Below are 17,661 nucleotides of genomic sequence, written 5' to 3'. Positions count from 1 at the left end.
CATTTGCTTGGAACTGAAAAATTGTTTTTGATAGCAGTCGTAGGCGCAGCAACTTTTAGAAAGAAGGAACCCGATGCTAAGAACACACAAATGTGGGGAACTGACCCTCAAAAATGACATGGAAACCGTAACCCTTACCGGGTGGGTGGATCGGCGCCGCGACCATGGTGGGGTGGCTTTCATGGATTTACGTGACGCCTCAGGTATCGTCCAGCTGGTTGTCAGTGAGGATGTAGTTCGTGAGGTGCGTAATGAATATGTGCTTAAGGTGACAGGCAAGGTTCGCAAGCGTCCCGATGGTAATGACAATCCCGAGATTTCTACTGGCGAAATCGAGGTGGTAGCCGAGGACGTGGAGGTTTTGAACCCTTGTGCGCCCCTGCCTTTCCAGGTTTCCGAGCACGCTGAGGAAGCCGGTAAAGTGGGAGAGGACGTGCGGTTGCGTTACCGCTTTGTAGATTTGCGGCGCCGCCAACTTCACGACAACTTGGTGTTGCGCGCCAAGATTTCTTCCGTTGCGCGTCGAGTGATGGAGAAACACGAATTTCTCGAGATTGAAACCCCAACTTTGACCCGCTCTACTCCGGAGGGAGCGCGTGACTTTGTGGTACCGGCTCGAATCAAACCGGGATCTTGGTATGCGCTACCCCAGTCTCCGCAGCTCTTCAAGCAGCTCCTCATGGTTGGGGGCATGGAACGCTACTACCAGCTGGCACGCTGCTATCGCGACGAAGATTCCCGTGCGGATCGACAGCCTGAGTTCACCCAGCTTGACTTGGAAATGAGTTTCGTTGACCAAGACGACGTGATGGCAGTTACCGAAGACCTATTAAAGGAGGTCTGGGCGGTTATCGGATATGACCTGAAAACTCCGATTCCGCGGATGCCTTTTAAAGAAGCCATGGACAAATACGGCTCGGATAAACCCGATTTGCGTTTCGGCTACGAGCTGGTGGAACTCACCGAGTACTTCTCGGATACTCCTTTTAAAATATTCCAGGCTCCCTATGTAGGCGCGGTTGTTATGCCGGGTGGTGCCGCGCAGCCACGTCGAACCTTTGACAAGTGGCAGGAATGGGCTAAAGCTCGGGGCGCGAAAGGCTTGGCATACGTGACTATAGCGGAGGACGGTACTACGGCCGGGCCGGTAGCCAAGAATATTTCTGATACTGAACGCGAGGGTCTAGCTGAAGTTACCGGAGCGAAACCGGGGGATTGCATCTTCTTTGCTGCCGGCGAACGCACTGCCTCCCAGGAACTGCTCGGTGCCGCGCGCCTCGAGATTGGTAAACGCTGTGGGCTGATTGACCCGAAAGCTTGGGCTTTTACCTGGGTGGTGGATGCACCTCTGTTCAAGCCCAGCGGACAAGCCGAAGCCGAAGGGGATGTGGCTTTGGGGCATTCTGCTTGGACTGCAGTTCATCACGCTTTTACTTCGCCCAAGCCGGAGTGCATGGATACTTTCGATACCGACCCCGGTTCGGCACTGGCCTATGCCTATGACATTGTGTGTAATGGGGTGGAGCTTGGGGGCGGTTCGATTCGTGTGCATCGGCGTGATGTGCAAGAAAGAATATTTAAGGTTATGGGGTTCTCTCCAGAAGAGGCTCAGGCCAGATTTGGTTTCCTGCTCGATGCTTTCAAGTATGGGGCACCGCCGCACGGCGGACTCGCTCTAGGTTGGGATCGCATTGCGGGGATGCTCACTGCTTCACCTTCTATTCGAGATGTGATTGCCTTTCCGAAGGCCGGCGATGGTTTCGATCCCCTTACCGGGGCACCGGCACCAATTACCGACGAGCAACGCAAGGAAACGGGAGTGGACTGGAAGCCAGATTCGGAAGACGCGGAAGAGGAATAGCACCAATGGAAGCGAAAGTATTTGAGCTACATCCTGAAAATCCCCAGGCTCGCTTGTTAAACCAAATCGTAGAGATTATCCGTGAGGGGGGAATCATGGCGTATCCCACTGACTCAGGATATGCTTTGGGGTGCGCCTTGGCTAATGCCGAAGGCTTGGAAAGGATTCGCAAGATACGCCGACTTGATGATAAGCATCACTTCACCTTGGTGTGTCATGATTTCTCTCAGCTAGGACAGCTGGTGATGATTTCAAATGCTAACTTTCGGTTGATAAAATCCCTCACTCCGGGTTCATATACCTTTATTTTGAAGGGCACCAAGGAAGTGCCCCGCGCGACTTTAAACAAGAAAAAACATTCTGTGGGGGTGCGAATTCCCAATCACAAAGTCGCACGGTCTCTGGTGGAAGCCTTAGGCGAGGCAATTTTGTCATGTACTTTGATTCTGCCCGGTGAATCGGAACCGTTGAATAATGCAACTGATGTTGTCGAGAAACTCGGGCATGTCCTGGACGTGATTGTGGATGCGCCTATCGGTAACCCTCAGGCTACCACCGTGATTAACATGGAAGATGGCCAACCGGTGGTTACCCGCGAGGGAGCAGGATCAATCGATTTCCTGGGCTAGGTTCAATTTTAAACTGGTGGCTGGGGTGGATACACCCCAGCCACCGAGGCTTTTTTTAGTTTTTCCAAATCAAAGTATTCTCGGCGGGAAGCTGATCTGGGTAAGGTGCCAGTAGCGGGGCTAACACCAATTGATTCAAAGTAGCATGTCCCAGCAGCATTAGCGCTAAAGCAAATACGGGTTGTTTCACGCCCTGAGATGTAACCGGTAGGAAAGAGAATAAAATTGCCAAGTTCACTGCCGACTTGGTCCACAGGATCCCCCGACTTGGGGTGAGTTCACGTAACAATACGGGAATCTCTTGGGTGGAGTAGTCAACCGGGCTGGATTTACTGATGACGTAAATTTGATAGTCCAAGGCAGTAGCGAAACCGTACCCTGCCAACAGTACCGCCACACTTGGTTCCACCCCCTCGGATTGATTTAGAAAGGGGATAAAAAATCCGGCACCGTCTTGGAATACTCCGGTAGTTATCCCTAAGGAAGCCAGTGAGATTGCCAGGTTCGTTGCAGTGGCAGTAGCTGCTAGCCATAGACGTCGGGTCGCGGTGGCGATAACAAGGAAAGCCGCCATCGCCATCACTAGCACTGCGGGGGGAAGGTAGCGCAGCAGTTGCTTGGCAAAGTCAATTTCATTAGCGGTTTGCCCGGTTACGAGTTTGGCAAAGTTCGCGGGCAAGGTGCGAATTTTTGTGACGATTTGCACAGCTTCTCGCTGCGTATGATTCTCTTTGAAGGTTACATCTAGCATAGCGAAGGAGCCAATGTTTTCGGGGCTGACTATGGCGTTGGCTACACCGGGAATCTTTAGCACTTGTCCTGCCCATGTTGCCATTTCTGCCGAGGTAGTTTTCCCTAAGACGATAGCATCAGGAGTGGCTCCGGTGTTTCCATATTGGTTTTGCCGCAGGGCGTGGAATTTGGCAGTGGGGGAATGCGGGTGCAGTCCAACCTCACCTGCTGTTCTCCAGGTAATGCCAAAAATCGGAATAATCATCAACACCGTAATGACGGTAACAATTGTTATTTTCAATCGGAAAGTTGGGGGCGTTTTGCGTCGAAACGAGGGAAAAATTTGGGTCTTGGCTGTGTGCACTAGCCCTGAGAGCCGATTGAACAAGTTACGGTGCCACGAGGGGCGCGGCATCTCTAGCCACCGGGCGGTTAGATATAGCAAGGCTGGAATTAGAGATAAAGTTGCCAAGGAGCAACCCCAGACGCTGGCTATTGATACTAAAGCCACCCACTTTAAGTGTGAAGCCGGGAAAAACGCCACTGTTACCAAGCCCAAAGTGATTAAGGCCGTGGAAGTGACGACCAGGGGCAAGGCGTGGGCAAAAACTTCGTCCAAAGGGGAGCCTGTGGCGGCACGTCGGCTGCGTCGCTTCTGGTTTCGTCCCAGAACAATCTTGCGTAAATCTGGGATTTCTGCCGTGTAACGAATTACAGCCAGTTGGGCACGAGAACGTGCCAACAACAAAATCGTGTATCCCGAAATCGTCACTAGCGATATTACCGTTACCAAGGCCGGGTCTTCGGGGGTGGGGGGAGTAAAAGTAGAAACCAAGTTCGTAAACGCTCTCGAAATGGCCCAGGCGGTGACGCAAGCCGTCAAAATTAATAGGGTCATCAACATTGAGCCTGAAGTGAGGAACATTACTAGGGCTATCGCTATCACCGCTGCCACGGTAGCCAGGTGGGTATCTGTCTTGGCGGTGAGCGCGATGGCTTCGTTATTTAAATCCTTGTCATTAACCAAACCGCGCGCCTGGGGTGCAAAGGATCGCATATCTACAGCAATCTGGCGCATTTCAGTTTCCGTCATTTTCCGGATTTCTTTAGCTTTTTCGGGAAATTGAGTCAAATCGAGGAAGGTCACCACCATGAAACCGCGTTTGTTTTTAGCTATGAACCCCCGCATTTGTGCGGCGGCTTGCGGGTTGGTGGCTTGGTCTCCAGCGGCGAAGGGGTGCAACACCCCGGCGGGAATCACACCGGGAATTTCTTGCAGATTCTTGGTGGCGGTTTGTAAGACATTCAGAACTTCATGGTGTTGTTTTTCCATATCTACGCCGTCTACCAGCAGGTATACGGCGTAGTTGGTGGATTCATTAGGTGCCAAGAGCTCGGAGGCGCGGTAGGACTCAGAACCGGGAATGGATACGAGCCGGTTTTCGGTGCGATTCCAAACATTGCCGAAACCAAAACCGGTAAGAGCGAAGGTTGCTAGCACCACAACTATTAAAGCCCACAATAGCACTGCGGGTAGTGGCCCTCGGCTCAAGTTACGATAAAGGTTGGCAAACACGTTTACTATTCTCTCATAACCTTCGGCTCGGTTTTCCATTAGGGTGGGGTTATGGATTTATTTGATTCCCTTCATACGGGGCCGGGTGGGGTACCAGAGTTCCGAGCTGCGGCACCCTTGGCAGTGCGGATGCGCCCGCGAAGCCTGGATGAACTGGTGGGTCAAGAGCATCTTTTAGCCCAAAATTCTCCTTTGCGTCGCCTGTTGAGTGGGCAAACGGATATGGCTTCTTCGGTGATTCTCTTTGGTCCGCCGGGAACTGGGAAAACCACTTTGGCTTTTTTAGTTGCTCAAGCTGGAGGACGGGAATATGTCCAACTCTCGGCGATTAGCGCGGGGGTCAAAGAGGTGCGTGAGGTTATTGACAGCGCGAAACGACGCCTTAATTTGGAAGGTAAAGAAACGATTTTGTTTCTTGACGAGGTGCATCGTTTTTCAAAGTCACAGCAGGACTCTTTGTTGTCGGCCGTAGAAAACCGTTGGATTGTCCTGGTGGCTGCCACTACGGAGAATCCAACGTTCTCGGTGATTTCTCCGCTGCTGTCACGGTCTTTGCTTTTAAATTTGCGGCCTTTGGATACCGAGGCCATTAGCACGATTGTCGAACGTGCCTTGACTGATTCACGGGGTCTGGGGGGTAAATTTCAACTCACTGAGGCTGCCCGCGAGGCGATTGTGCGTTTGGCTGGTTCTGATGGGCGAAAGTCCTTGACATTGCTGGAGGCTGCTGCGGGTGGGGCGGATTCACGAGGTGCCAGCGAGATTACAGCGGAAGATGTAGCGGCGGCAGCGGATACAGCGATTGTGCGCTATAACATTGACGAACATTATGACGTGGCTTCGGCATTTATCAAATCGATGCGCGGTAGTGATCCTGATGCGGCTTTACACTACTTAGCGCGCATGATTCGAGGGGGAGAAGACCCGCGTTTTATTGCGCGGCGTGTTGTTATCGCGGCGGCTGAGGACGTAGGGCTCGCCGACCCCACCGTGTTGCCCCTGGCCGTAGCGGCTGCTCAGGCTGTGCAGCTTATCGGAATGCCAGAAGGACGAATTCCCTTGGCTGAAGCGGTAGTGGCGGTGGCCACTGCCCCGAAATCAAACCGTGCATATCTAGGGATAAACGCGGCTTTAAACGATGTGGATTGCGGCAATATTGGCCGTGTGCCCACGCCTTTACGTGACCAGCATTTTCCGGGGGCGAAAGAAGCGCGCAAGATTGAGGGAAGCTACCGGTATCCTCATGATGATCCGCGTGGGGTACTGTCCCAGCAGTATTTACCAGATGAATTGCGGGACAAGATTTACTACCAGCCTTCCTCGCATGGATACGAAGCTGCTATTGGTGAGCAATTGGCCAAGTTACGTCTTATCCAGAAAATGAGGTAGAATATCCGGGTTGCCATGTTTGGGATTTGCCAAGCGCTGGGTAACAGCCGAGAGTAAGACTCGGCTCCTGGGGTCTTAGCCGGAGTGTTGACCCCGCCCGTGGAAAGATGGTCTTTCTCGGGTGACTCTACAGAAGTGAGGATATAAATGGCTAATCGTTCACGTAAAATGGTGCGGCTGTCCCGATCCTTGGGAATGCCCCTTACACCAAAAGCAAAGCGATACTTTGAGCGTCGTCCCTACGGCCCGGGCGAGCATGGGCGGGCGCGGCGTCGTTCCGAATCCGACTACGCGGTGCGTTTGAAAGAAAAGCAGCGTTTGCGTGCTCAGTACGCGATTCGCGAGGCACAACTGGTTAAGTCTTTCCAGGAAGCATTGCGCATGGAAGGTCGTACCGGTGATAACTTGATTACTTTGTTGGAGCAGCGTCTCGATGCTCTGGTGTTGCGTGCCGGCTTTGGTCGTACCATGTTTCAAGCTCGCCAAATTGTGACCCACCGTCATATTTTGGTGGATGGCAAGATTGTGGATCGTCCTTCTTACCGGGTGCGTCCCGGACAGACTGTGCAGGTAAAGCCCAGTTCACAGGTAAAGGATCCCTTTGTAGTGGCCGCTCGGGGGTCACATCGCGATGTGCTTCCCGCGGTGCCGGATTACTTGAGTGTAGACCTCGAGAAATTGCGCTTCACCTTGAACCGTGTCCCGAAACGCGATGAGGTTCCGGTGCAGTGTGACGTACAGCTCGTGGTCGAGTACTACTCGCGCTAAATCAAGTGTTTATGGTGCCCCAGGAATGTCTCTATTATTCCTGGGGCACCCTTGTAGATACAATATGGGGTAGGGTTTTGCAGGAATACGAAACGTCTTGCTTGATAATGACAGAGGGGAGTGCTAAATGATTGGCGACATTGCGGCGATTACGGCAGCAGTGGCTTTTGCGGTGCTGGTGATTTTCCTAGCGGTTCCTTTATGGAAGTTGGGAGCGGTGTTCGCCCAGTTGGAGCGCTCCATCAAAGAGCTGTCGGACGAAGCGGTGGTAGCGGTCAAACAGGGGCAGGATTCTCTCGACCAGGTTAATAACCAGCTGGAACGGGTTGATTCCATTACCTCGGCCGCGAACCGTTCGGTTGAGGATGTCTCGGCTCTGACTACCCTTGTCACCGCCACCCTTGGCAAGCCACTCATTAAGGTGGCCGCTTTTAGCTATGCGGTGCGCAAGGCTATGGGATTAAACCAGGAAGGGCAGGAAGAAGCATGAACCGTATTGTTAAAGCCACCGGAGCCACCTTGCTGCTTGCGGCGGGAGCCGCCGTTTTGGCTTATTACACGCTCCCTGCTTTCAAGGAAACTGTAGATGAATTCACCTCTAAGTTTCGAGCCGATATGGCTGAACGTGAAAATGCTTTGATACAAGCTTTGAGTTCTACGGAAGAGGAAGTGGCTTCGGCTCGGGATACCTGGGACAAACACCAGGCACGCCGGGGGAAACACTCGGCCGAAGACACCGAAGATGACGATGATGATTTGATTTTCGACTAGTTAGAGAAAGAACATTTAATATGCGTACTGCTGAGATTCGTCAGCGTTGGCTGGATTATTTTGCTGCAAATGGGCACGAGGTGCGCCCATCAGTATCGCTGATTTCCCCCGATCCCTCGATTTTGTTTACTATCGCCGGGATGGTGCCGTTTATTCCTTATATCGTGGGAACTGAAACGGCACCCTGGCCGCGCGCCACTTCGGTACAGAAATGCATCCGCACCAATGACATTGACGAGGTCGGTAAGACCACCCGTCACGGTACCTTCTTTCAAATGTGCGGGAATTTCTCTTTCGGGGATTACTTCAAAGAAGGAGCCTCGAAGTATGCCTGGGACTTGTTGACCGGTTCGATAGCGGAAGGTAAATACGGTCTAGATGGGGACAAGATATGGGTCACCATCTGGGAAGAAGACCAGGAAGCTTGGCGGATTTGGACCAAAGAAATCGGGCTTGACCCCACTCATATCCAAAAACTACCCCGTGAAGAGATTTTCTGGGATACTGGGCAGCCTGGACCAGCTGGAGCCTGCGCTGAGATTCACTATGATCGCGGTTCGGACTACGGACCTGATGGCGGTCCGGAGGTGGACGCTCAAGGTGACCGTTTCCTGGAACTATGGAACCTGGTTTTCGACGAATTTCTGCGTGGTGAAGGTAAAGGGAAAAACTATCCACTTTTGGGTAAACTTGACCAAACTGCCATTGATACTGGGCTTGGTTTGGAACGTCTGGCCTTCTTGCTGCAAGACAAGGACAATATGTATGAAATCGACGAGGTTTTTCCAGTTATTCAGGTAGCCCAGGAGCTTTCAGGGCGCAAATACACTTCTTCTGCTGAAGCCATGGACGTGCATTTCCGAGTAGTGGCAGACCACGTGCGTTCTGCTTTGATGCTGATAGGAGATGGAGTACGACCTTCCAATGAAGGACGCGGATATGTGCTGCGTCGTCTAATGCGTCGAGCGGTTCGTTCTATGCGTCTGTTGGGGGTACAAGAAGCGGTGATGCCCCAACTGCTGCCAGCTAGTATGCAAGTAATGAAGGATTCCTACCCCGAACTGCAAAGCAACTGGGACACGATTTCCGATGTGGCCTATGCTGAGGAGGATGCTTTCCGTCGTACTCTGGATGCGGGCACCGTTATTCTCGACACTGCTGTGGCTAAAGCCAAGGCTGCTGGAGTCGCTCTGTCCGGTGAGGACGCTTTCCAGCTGCATGACACCTATGGTTTTCCTCTGTCTTTGACCCTAGAGATTGCAGCGGAAGCCAAAGTGAAAGTGGACGAGAAACGCTTCACCGAACTGATGAATGAGCAAAAGCAACGTGCACGTGCTGATGCAGTGGCGAAAAAAACCGGCCATGTCGATGCCCATGTATACAAGGAACTGGCCGAAAAACTGGGCAAGACTAAAACTGTGGAATTCTTGGGATACACTGAAACCTCGGCTCCAGCCAAGGTAATCGGGATTCTTCAAGACGGTAAACCGGTACCAGCGGCCAGCGCCCCCGCCACCATTGAAGTACTGCTGGATCGCACCCCGTTCTATGCCGAAGCTGGTGGTCAATTGGCTGATCAAGGCCGGATTACCCTCGCCGGTGGTGGAGTTTTTGACGTAGCTGATGTGCAAGCCCCTGTCAAAGGGCTGCCGATGCATCGGGGTACTTTGCACGAGGGCGGGATTACCCTCGGAGAAGATGCCCAGGCCACTATTGATATAGAGCGCCGCGGTGCTATAGCTCGGGCGCACACCTCGACCCACGTTATACACCAGTTGCTCCTTGACCGCCTCGGCGATGGAGCCACTCAGGCTGGCTCCGAAGATGCTCCGTGGCATGTGCGCTTCGATTTCCGTAATTCTAAACCACTGTCGAATGAAATGCTCCAAGATGTAGAGGCAGAGGCCAATGAACGTTTGCGTGCCAATCTGGAAGTTATCGACTATGAAATGCCAATAGAAGAAGCCCGCAAGACGGGTGCGCAAGCCATTTTCGGTGAAAAATACGGGAAAATCGTGCGTATCGTGGACATCGGCGACGGTTGGTCCAAAGAATTTTGTGGCGGTACCCACGTACCTTTGACCGGAGCGATTGGTTCATTGATGGTTTTGGGTGAGGGATCGGTAGGTTCCGGAGTGCGTCGCATCGAGGCCTTGGTGGGAGATGGCGCTGCTGGCTATCAAGCCAAGGAACACGCTTTGGTCTCACAAGTGACACAGCTTGTGGGGGCGCGACCAGAGGATTTAGTCGAGCGCATCACCTCGATGATGGAACGACTGAAAGCAGCGGAAAAGGAATTGGAAAAGACCCGTTTAGCGGCTTTACTCTCGAATCTGGATAACTACGTGGCTTTGGCTCAAAATATTTGTGGCACCAAGTTTATTTGCCAGTCGGTTTCTGCTGGTTCGGTTGATGATTTACGCCAGGCCGCCACCCAGTTGCGAGGGCGTTTCTCGAAGACCGAATCCGTAGTCGTGGCATTGGGAGCGAAAATCAAAGAAAAGCCCATGATGGTGGTGGCAACTAATGAAGCCGCGCGTGAAAAGGGAGTGAAGGCTGGAGCCTTAGTGAAAGCTGGAGCCGCAGCGATGCAAGGTGGCGGAGGCGGCAAGGATGACCTAGCGCAAGGTGGGGGTGCTCCCGGTGGCTCGCTCGAAAACGGCCTCAAAGCAGCCACTATCGAACTCCAGCAGGCGTTACGCTAAGCCATCACCGAGGAAACAGCTTTGGTTTCGGGCAGATTAATAGGCGTGGACGTGGGTAAAGTCCGAGTAGGGATAGCACAGGCGTACTTGGACACCATCTTGGCATTACCAGTAAAGACTCTGAAGGTACAGGCGGATGGGTCAGAGCTGGAGGAACTTGCGTCTTTTATCCGTGAAGAAACCACAACCGCAGTATTTGTGGGGTTACCGCGTTTACTCAATGGTAAAGAAGGTGAGGCGGCGCGTATGGCGCGCAGCTACGCTCGGCGTTTGGCTCGGAAAATTAGTCCGATTCCGGTACGGCTCATAGATGAACGTTTGAGCTCCGTGACGGCTCATGAAAAGTTACGTGCCGCTGGAGTAAGCACTCGGGAGCACAAGAAAATGGTGGACCAAGTTGCGGCGCAGCAAATCCTGGAACAAGCTATAGAAATGTCTAACATCGGAACGGATTTGACCGGCGAGTTAGTTATTATTGACTAATGAGCGAGACAAAGGGGGCTTATGCGAGACGCGGCGACAGACGAGAACGGGCAAACCGGACAACATGCACCGTTGCGCACTCATATGACTCGGCGGGAAGCCCGCGCTTTGGCTGAAGCCCAGACACGAGCCTCTGCTGCGGCTGCTGTTCAGCAATCTAACGAGTTGGCTGCTGACGTGACAAATGGGTTTTTGGCGCAAGCCCAAAATGAGGTGGGTGTTTCGCCTGCTGGCATCCCCTTCGCTCAGCCCCCAGTTCCAGTCCCGGAGCCAGTATCGGATTTCGACTATACGTCCGGTTTTCCACGGGTAAGCTCCGCTGCTGGTTCTCTTCCAGCTGTTGGTGCGAGCTCCGCGTCGTATCCCAGTGAGCCGCTTGTTACTGCCGCTGCCAAGGCTACGCCGCCAACAACGGCAGCTGCTCCAGCTAGTCCTGAAATGCCTGGCCCGGCTGTCTTGCCCGAAGTTGAACCGATTCACCACCGCCGTCGCGCCCAGCGTTCCCGAATGCGCCGTAAAAGTTCGCAGCGCCGTAGAGGAATCATTATTATCACAGTGGTTTTAGTGCTTATAATCGTCGGTGCCGGGGGCGCTACCTGGTACATTAAACGTAGCCTCGACGCTAAGGGAAAGGACTACGAAGGGCAAGGTAGCGGACAAATCGAGGTTTCGATCCCAGAAGGAGCTAATGGTACCAATATCGCTCAGATTCTGGAAGAATCCGGGGTGGTTGCCTCGACACGGGCGTTCATAAATGCCTGTACTGACCAAGAGGACGCTTGTAAGGGTATCCAACCCGGTACCTACCTAATGGCCAAACACATGTCGGCGGTTTCTGCCTTGGCACGGTTGGTGGATGACGCTAACCGGCTTGATTCTCAAATCACCCTGGGACCAGGCCTCACGAAATGGCAGATTAAAGATCAGTTGGTCAAGAAGGGCGGCTTCAGCCCCGAAGACGTTGATGCCGCTTTCGCCGCTGCCCCGGGGCTGCCGGAAGCCGCAGGTGGCAATGTGGAGGGCTGGCTAGCTCCGGGATCCTACCTAGCGATGCCAGGTCAGAGTGCGACAGAGATTGTTGGCAAAATGGTGGCCAATAATATCCAGCGTCTTAAAGCTTCCGGGCTTGCTCCCGACAAGTGGCAAGAATTCCTAACTAAAGCTTCAATCGTGCAACGTGAAGGCTCTGACCTGCAGAAACAGGACTATGCCAAGATTGCACGGGTGATTGAAAATCGTCTGGATGTCAGTAAGGAAACCATGGGGTTTATGAATATGGATTCCACGGTGCTCTATGGTTTGGGCGAAAAAGCCAAAGAACGTAAGCTCCCCAGCAAAACGGAGGTAGCGGATGCCTCGAATCCGTATAACACCTATAAACACAAGGGACTACCCCCCAGCCCTATCGGAGTGGTTGGCGAGTACGCTTTCAAAGGTACCCTTAAACCCGCCGCTGGCAACTGGCTGTATTTCACCACAGTGGATTTAAATACCGGTGAGACCCGTTTTTCGTCTACCCATGCCGAACAGGATGCTAATGTAGAACTGTTGAAACAGTTCTGTAATGCTCACTCGGATTTGTGTCAGGGCTAGGGTTCGGGTTCATGAGTGGCTTGCCCAAAAATCTAGCAATCCCCGCTGCCTGCCCCTTTGCTCTTGTAGTGGGTGACCCAGTGGAGCATTCCCGCTCTCCGGTGATTCATGGCACGGCATATCAGGAATTAGGCTTGAAATGGGATTTCGTCAAGCATCAATTATCCGCTGGTCAACTGGGGCACTTCCTGGATAAATTGCGTACACAGCCGGGTTTCGAAGACGGAACGGCTTGTCGGGGTTTGGCAGTTACCATGCCCTTAAAACCGGAAGCGCTCACGGCGGCAACCTATGTGGACGGCCTAGCGAAAGTCACCGGGGCGGTAAATACCCTGGTGCCGGCAATCGGCGAGTGGGCTGGGTTTAATACCGATGTGGCCGGTATTGTGGGAGCGTTTCGCCACGCTGGTTTTGATGATGCCCAAACCAAGAGCTTTACCGCTGTAATTCTTGGTTCGGGGGCAACAGCCGCATCCGGCCTGGCGGCGCTGCGGGAACTGGGAGCCACCCGTTTAGTAATCGTCAGTCGTCAGCCTCAAGCCACTGGCAGAGCCTTCGCGGCTGCCCAGCGGATGCGCCTGCCGGTTACCGCCGTGACTTGGCAAGATACTGCTGGCCTCGCCTCTGTTTTGGAACAGGCCACCCTAATCTTGTCCACTGTGCCAGCCGGGGCTCAAGAAAAACTGCCGTTGCCCCAGGTGACTAGTCGGGCGATAGTGCTAGACGCGGTTTACGACCCGTGGCCGTCCCCAGTAGTGACTTGGGCTAGAGGCTGTGGTGCCAGTATTGTTCCTGGTTGGGAAATGCTTATATACCAGGGGGTTGCCCAAGTGAAGCTGTTTACTGGCCGGGAAGTGAATCCCGCTGCGATTCGCCCAGCACTCCTGGACTCGATTCCTAATTCCGGGATTTAATCCAGGATTTCGTGAAAACGCTGCCTTGGATAAACTGTATTAACGGTTAATTTTCACCGTTGTTTTTTATAAAGGAGTATCCCGACTGGTGTTGGAGTATTTTTTGATTTGGTTTGCCTGCGCCCTGCTTGGGGCATGGAATGCTGCTGCGGCACGTAAATCTGTGTTGACAAGAAACTTGCCATATTCCGACCGGGGACTGTTAGGTTTCCCTACTCGCATGGCTTTGGCCAGCGCGGGTTTGGTAGCTTGCCAATCAGCCTTCGTGATACGTTTGAATCCCGAGGGGGATTTTAGGCTCCAGTGGTTTTCGTCTTTGCCGGGATACTTTTTGACTCCGGTGGCGTTAGTGCTGATAGTGATTGATGCGCGGTGGCATCTGTTACCCAACCGGGTGGTGTTGCCCGCGACGGGTGTGTTGTTGCCGCTGCTTTCGGCTATAGCCATTGATCGTGGCGACTGGGAAGCCTTGCTACGAGTGTGGGTGTGGGGTCTGGGCATGGGGATACTGTTGTTTTTGGTCTCTTGTTTCGGCCTGGGGATGGGAGATGTGAAGCTGGGGATTCCGCTCGCGGCATGGCTGGGACTTTACAGTTGGGTGGCTCCCGTAATCATGCTGTTTTTGGCTAGCCTCTTAGGGGGACTTTTTGCGTTGACTCGTCTCTTGGCACGTAAAGCTACGTTACAATCGCATCTGGCTTTCGGTCCGTGGATGATAGCGGGGGCATATTTGACTTGGTTTATGTATCTGCCTATAGTCATGCGTCTTTGAAGCGCAAAATTCCTGAAAGTAGCAAAATGTGAAAAGATGGGCGCTATGTTGCAATGTGTTACCGCCGGGGAATCGCACGGTTCGGCGCTGATTGCGGTGTGCAGTGGCCTGCCAGCCGGTATCGAGTTTGGCACGGCTGATTTAGAACATGCCTTGGCACGTCGCCGTCTGGGCTATGGTCGGGGCGCTCGACAAAAGTTCGAGCAGGATTGCACCCGGATTCTTTCGGGGTTACGCCACGGTAAAACCCTGGGATCCCCCCTCGCCATCGAGATTCAAAACAGCGAATGGTGCAAATGGACAGCGGTGATGAGCCCCGATCGGGTTCCCCCCGAGGCGCTGCTGGTGGATGCGGGAAAGGGGGATTCCCGCGAGGTGGCACGTAATAAAATCCTCACGAAACCCCGCCCGGGTCACGCGGATTTCGCGGGAATGCTGAAATACGGTTTCACGGACGCCCGTAATGTATTGGAGCGTTCTTCGGCACGGGAAACCGCTGCCCGGGTCGCTTTGGGGGCGGTGGCCGAGGCTCTGCTTGCCCAGGTGGCGGGGATACATTTGGTGTCTCATGTGGTTTCATTAGGTGATATTTCGGTTCCTGACGACGCTGCCGTGCCAAGCTATGCGGATACGGAGGCTCTGGACGAGAACCCGATGCGCTGTTTCGATGCCGCCACCAGCGACAAGATGGTGGCGCGCCTCGAGGCAGCCAAACAATCCGGGGATACGCTGGGGGGACTAGTGGAAGTGCTGGCCTACGGCGTGCCCGTAGGTCTGGGTTCCTATGTCAGTGCCGACCGGCGACTCGATGCGCGCCTGGCCGCCGCCGTGGTTTCCATCCAAGCCATCAAAGGTGTAGAAATCGGGAGAGCCTTCCGCCAGGCCGCCCTACCTGGAAGTCAAGCTCATGACCCGATATATCTTAAATCCGAGCAAGCACCTCATGAATCCGAAAAAACTAACGTCAGCTGCGGTGTGTGGCGACCCACCAACCTAGCGGGAGGAATCGAAGGCGGCATGTCCAATGGCAGTCCCATCGTGGTGCGCGCGCCCGTAAAACCAATTTCTACCGTGCCTCAAGCCTTGCCAACCGTGGACTTAGCGACTGGGCAACCCGCAGTGGGACTGCACCAGCGTTCTGACACCACCGCCGTGGTTCCCGCTGCCGTCATCACTCAAGCCGAGGTCGCAGTGGTTTTAGCCTCGGCTTTACTAGAAAAAACCGGGGGAGATTCAGTGGCAGAGGCGAAACGTAACCTAGAAGCATACCTGGGGAAGCTGCGGGAAAGGACGAGTTTTTGATGGTGCGAAAAATTATTTTGATGGGCTTGCCAACCAGTGGAAAGACAAAAACCGCTGGGATTTTATCCCAAGCCTTGAAACTGGGCTGGGTGGATACGGATTTAATGATAGAAGAGAAATTCGGGCATTCCATTCCTTGGATTTTCAAAAATCTGGGGGAGCCAGGGTTTCGCGCCTTGGAACACCAGGTCATGTCCGAGGCTATTGCCGGACCGGCAGAAATCATTTCTCTGGGCGGAGGAGCCGTGACCTATCCGCCTACCGCCGCGTTGCTGCAAGGACATACGGTGTATTACCTAAAAGCCAGCCCGGAGTTTTTGTCCAGGCGTTTACGGCACCATCAACTCGGACATCCACAACATGGACGACAGGGGACACCGGAGAGACCTCTGTTGGCGGGAGACGCGGCACAACGCCTGCAAGAACTTTACGCGGAACGCCGCGAGATTTATGACCGGCTGGCAACGGTTGTTATCGACGCCGAAAAGAAGCGCAGCGAGATGGCGGCTGATATTGTTGCCGCCGAGCAACGCGCCGCCAGCGAGATTTCGGTGGAAGGCTCCAGACCCTACCGGGTGATGTTAGGTACGGATTTGACGGCTGGGGTCATGAGTTTGCTTCCCGAGGATGTGGGCAAAATCTTGATTTTGGCAGCTCCTCCGGTGGTTGGAATAGCCGAAGAACTGGGGAGTGGTTTACGCCGAAATTCCGGCGTGGAAACCCGAATAATGACTTTGCCGGATGGTGAAGCCTGTAAACAACTGGCAGTTTTAAGCTCCGTGTGGCAGGAAGCGGCCGAGTTTGGCCTAGAACGCCGGGACGCAATTATTCCCGTCGGGGGCGGTGCTACCACGGATTTGGGTGGATTCGCGGCCGCCACTTGGTTGCGAGGCGTGAAAGTGTTGCCGGTGCCCACAACCCTGCTGGGCATGGTGGACGCGGCGGTGGGGGGTAAAACCGGGATAGACTGGAACACCGGTAAAAACCTGGTGGGGGCATTTTACCCGCCGGTGGGGGTGGCGGTGGATTTTCGACTATTGGCAACCCTGCCGCCCACCCAGGTTCGTGCGGGATTGGCAGAAGCCTTGAAATGCGGGTTTATCCGTGATTCCGAGATTTTGCGACTGGCCGACGCGGCTGGAACAACCTTGGTTGACGTGAAAAGTCCCCAGCTGCACGAGGTCATCCGCCGTGCCATCAAAGTGAAAGCCGAGGTGGTTTCTGCGGATTTATACGAAGCAGGAGCACGTGAATACTTGAATTTTGGCCATACCTTGGCTCATGCTATCGAGCTGGCTCAAGATTACCGTTTTGCCCACGGCGAGGCGGTGGCAATCGGTATGGTGTATGCAGCACATTTAGGGGTGTTGATGCGGGTAACACCCCCCGAACTTCCCGGCCAAATTGTGCGTCGCTTAGAAGCTGTAGGGCTGCCGGTTAGCTATAGCGCCCACAGGTTCGAGGAGTTATTGCCCAAGATGTTGGCTGATAAAAAGGTGCGTGGAGGCGTGCTACGTTTCGTGCTTTTGCAAGGTGTCGGTCAGCCTACAGTGGTTTCAGTGCAAGACACCTCGATTTTAGAGCAAGCCGCCTGTTTGACGGGGATTGCGACACAGTGATGATGGCTTCGCGCCTTGCTTTAGTGTCATTGCCGGGAGCACATTTGGTTGATTTGGCGCGGCTCTTGGGCGAGCGTAGCGGCTGGCCGGTAATCGAGGTTCACGAGGCCGCCGATTTGCTGGAAGCTGATTTGACCCAGCCAGGGATTTGGGTTTTGCCTTCCAATATTTTAGAGACCCCAGTCGCCAATCGCGTGGAAGAATTCCAGGTTGAGGGAGGGCGACTGATTTTCGTGTCTATGACCTGGGAAGATTCGTGGAAAGCGGCCACTGCCGGAATGGCACCTCATGAATCCGGCCTGCCGTGGCGCGCCACCTACCGACAGTTAGCGCGCGAACGCATGAGGTGCTTGCGAAAACTAGCCGACAGTGAAGTGTCCGGCAACGGAACTCTAGCGGAAGTAGCTGACAGAATTGAGTCTGAATTTGGCGGCAAACCGGTATAAACCCGGTCGGATTGGGGCTCGGCGCTTGTCGATTTCCAAGGTAACGTGTTTTTCTAGTAGACTGGGTGCGCCCAAGAGAATTTGTAAAGAAGGACTGAAAA

The 17,661-nt window shown here is 53.8% G+C and carries 15 protein-coding genes; 14 read left to right on the top strand and 1 reads right to left on the bottom strand.

Annotated features, from left to right (window positions below; genetic code table 11):
* Positions 1-73 precede the first annotated feature (73 nt).
* Positions 74-1,861: an aspartate--tRNA ligase gene (aspS, locus tag HMPREF0577_RS04005; protein ID WP_004012407.1), complete on the top strand. Its 1,788-nt coding sequence runs from the start codon at positions 74-76 to the stop codon at positions 1,859-1,861.
* Positions 1,862-1,866: 5 nt separating this feature from the next.
* Entirely contained in the window at positions 1,867-2,490 is a 624-nt protein-coding gene (locus tag HMPREF0577_RS04000) for an L-threonylcarbamoyladenylate synthase (protein ID WP_004012406.1), read from the top strand.
* A gap of 55 nt (positions 2,491-2,545) precedes the next feature.
* Here the strand turns inward: HMPREF0577_RS04000 and HMPREF0577_RS03995 are convergent, their stop codons facing one another.
* Entirely contained in the window at positions 2,546-4,723 is a 2,178-nt protein-coding gene (locus HMPREF0577_RS03995) for an MMPL family transporter (protein WP_248613681.1), read from the bottom strand.
* Positions 4,724-4,849: 126 nt separating this feature from the next.
* Between HMPREF0577_RS03995 and HMPREF0577_RS03990 the strand changes: the two genes are divergently transcribed.
* From HMPREF0577_RS03990 to HMPREF0577_RS03935, 12 genes are all read left to right on the top strand, one after another.
* Positions 4,850-6,187: a replication-associated recombination protein A gene (locus tag HMPREF0577_RS03990; RefSeq protein WP_004012404.1), complete on the top strand. Its 1,338-nt coding sequence runs from the start codon at positions 4,850-4,852 to the stop codon at positions 6,185-6,187.
* A 147-nt stretch (positions 6,188-6,334) separates the two neighbouring features.
* The gene (gene rpsD, locus HMPREF0577_RS03985) at positions 6,335-6,955 is read left to right on the top strand and encodes a 30S ribosomal protein S4 (protein WP_004012403.1); all 621 of its coding nucleotides are present in this window, start codon (positions 6,335-6,337) and stop codon (positions 6,953-6,955) included.
* 127 nt (positions 6,956-7,082) lie between these two features.
* Positions 7,083-7,445: a DUF948 domain-containing protein gene (locus HMPREF0577_RS03980; protein WP_004012401.1), complete on the top strand. Its 363-nt coding sequence runs from the start codon at positions 7,083-7,085 to the stop codon at positions 7,443-7,445.
* Positions 7,442-7,726, top strand: a complete 285-nt coding sequence (locus HMPREF0577_RS03975) for a hypothetical protein (protein WP_004012400.1) — start codon at positions 7,442-7,444, stop codon at positions 7,724-7,726. Before HMPREF0577_RS03980 ends, HMPREF0577_RS03975 begins: the two co-directional genes overlap by 4 nt.
* A 20-nt stretch (positions 7,727-7,746) precedes the next feature.
* Positions 7,747-10,431, top strand: coding sequence for an alanine--tRNA ligase (gene alaS, locus HMPREF0577_RS03970; RefSeq protein WP_004012399.1), 2,685 nt, complete (start codon positions 7,747-7,749; stop codon positions 10,429-10,431).
* A gap of 21 nt (positions 10,432-10,452) precedes the next feature.
* Positions 10,453-10,914 (top strand): Holliday junction resolvase RuvX, encoded by a 462-nt coding sequence (ruvX, locus tag HMPREF0577_RS03965; RefSeq protein WP_036342277.1) that lies wholly within the window; start codon positions 10,453-10,455, stop codon positions 10,912-10,914.
* 21 nt (positions 10,915-10,935) lie between these two features.
* Positions 10,936-12,507, top strand: coding sequence for an endolytic transglycosylase MltG (gene mltG, locus HMPREF0577_RS03960; RefSeq protein ID WP_004012397.1), 1,572 nt, complete (start codon positions 10,936-10,938; stop codon positions 12,505-12,507).
* A complete protein-coding gene (locus HMPREF0577_RS03955) occupies positions 12,495-13,421 on the top strand; it encodes a shikimate dehydrogenase family protein (protein ID WP_004012396.1) in 927 nt (308 codons plus the stop codon). The genes mltG and HMPREF0577_RS03955 overlap by 13 nt, the downstream gene beginning before the upstream one ends.
* Before the next feature lie 88 nt (positions 13,422-13,509).
* Positions 13,510-14,193, top strand: coding sequence for a prepilin peptidase (locus HMPREF0577_RS03950; protein ID WP_004012395.1), 684 nt, complete (start codon positions 13,510-13,512; stop codon positions 14,191-14,193).
* A gap of 45 nt (positions 14,194-14,238) precedes the next feature.
* Positions 14,239-15,495, top strand: a complete 1,257-nt coding sequence (gene aroC, locus HMPREF0577_RS03945) for a chorismate synthase (RefSeq protein ID WP_036342442.1) — start codon at positions 14,239-14,241, stop codon at positions 15,493-15,495.
* A complete protein-coding gene (aroB, locus tag HMPREF0577_RS03940; protein ID WP_036342273.1) occupies positions 15,495-17,114 on the top strand; it encodes a 3-dehydroquinate synthase in 1,620 nt (539 codons plus the stop codon). Before aroC ends, aroB begins: the two co-directional genes overlap by 1 nt.
* Positions 17,114-17,560, top strand: a complete 447-nt coding sequence (locus tag HMPREF0577_RS03935; RefSeq protein WP_004012392.1) for a hypothetical protein — start codon at positions 17,114-17,116, stop codon at positions 17,558-17,560. The genes aroB and HMPREF0577_RS03935 overlap by 1 nt, the downstream gene beginning before the upstream one ends.
* Positions 17,561-17,661 lie beyond the last annotated feature (101 nt).

Origin of the sequence: Mobiluncus mulieris ATCC 35243 (assembly GCF_000160615.1) — a bacterium.
Taxonomy (GTDB): Bacteria; Actinomycetota; Actinomycetes; order Actinomycetales; family Actinomycetaceae; genus Mobiluncus; species Mobiluncus mulieris.
This window is presented reverse-complemented; position numbering and strand designations above follow the sequence as displayed.

Bases quoted from the DNA above. Each gene is read 5' to 3' on its own strand.
- aspS (WP_004012407.1), top strand. From the start codon at position 74: ATGCTAAGAACACACAAATGTGGGGAACTGACCCTCAAAAATGACATG.
- HMPREF0577_RS04000 (WP_004012406.1), top strand. From the start codon at position 1,867: ATGGAAGCGAAAGTATTTGAGCTACATCCTGAAAATCCCCAGGCTCGC.
- HMPREF0577_RS03990 (WP_004012404.1), top strand. From the start codon at position 4,850: ATGGATTTATTTGATTCCCTTCATACGGGGCCGGGTGGGGTACCAGAG.
- rpsD (WP_004012403.1), top strand. From the start codon at position 6,335: ATGGCTAATCGTTCACGTAAAATGGTGCGGCTGTCCCGATCCTTGGGA.
- HMPREF0577_RS03980 (WP_004012401.1), top strand. From the start codon at position 7,083: ATGATTGGCGACATTGCGGCGATTACGGCAGCAGTGGCTTTTGCGGTG.
- HMPREF0577_RS03975 (WP_004012400.1), top strand. From the start codon at position 7,442: ATGAACCGTATTGTTAAAGCCACCGGAGCCACCTTGCTGCTTGCGGCG.
- alaS (WP_004012399.1), top strand. From the start codon at position 7,747: ATGCGTACTGCTGAGATTCGTCAGCGTTGGCTGGATTATTTTGCTGCA.
- mltG (WP_004012397.1), top strand. From the start codon at position 10,936: ATGCGAGACGCGGCGACAGACGAGAACGGGCAAACCGGACAACATGCA.
- aroC (WP_036342442.1), top strand. From the start codon at position 14,239: ATGTTGCAATGTGTTACCGCCGGGGAATCGCACGGTTCGGCGCTGATT.
- aroB (WP_036342273.1), top strand. From the start codon at position 15,495: ATGGTGCGAAAAATTATTTTGATGGGCTTGCCAACCAGTGGAAAGACA.
- HMPREF0577_RS03935 (WP_004012392.1), top strand. From the start codon at position 17,114: ATGATGGCTTCGCGCCTTGCTTTAGTGTCATTGCCGGGAGCACATTTG.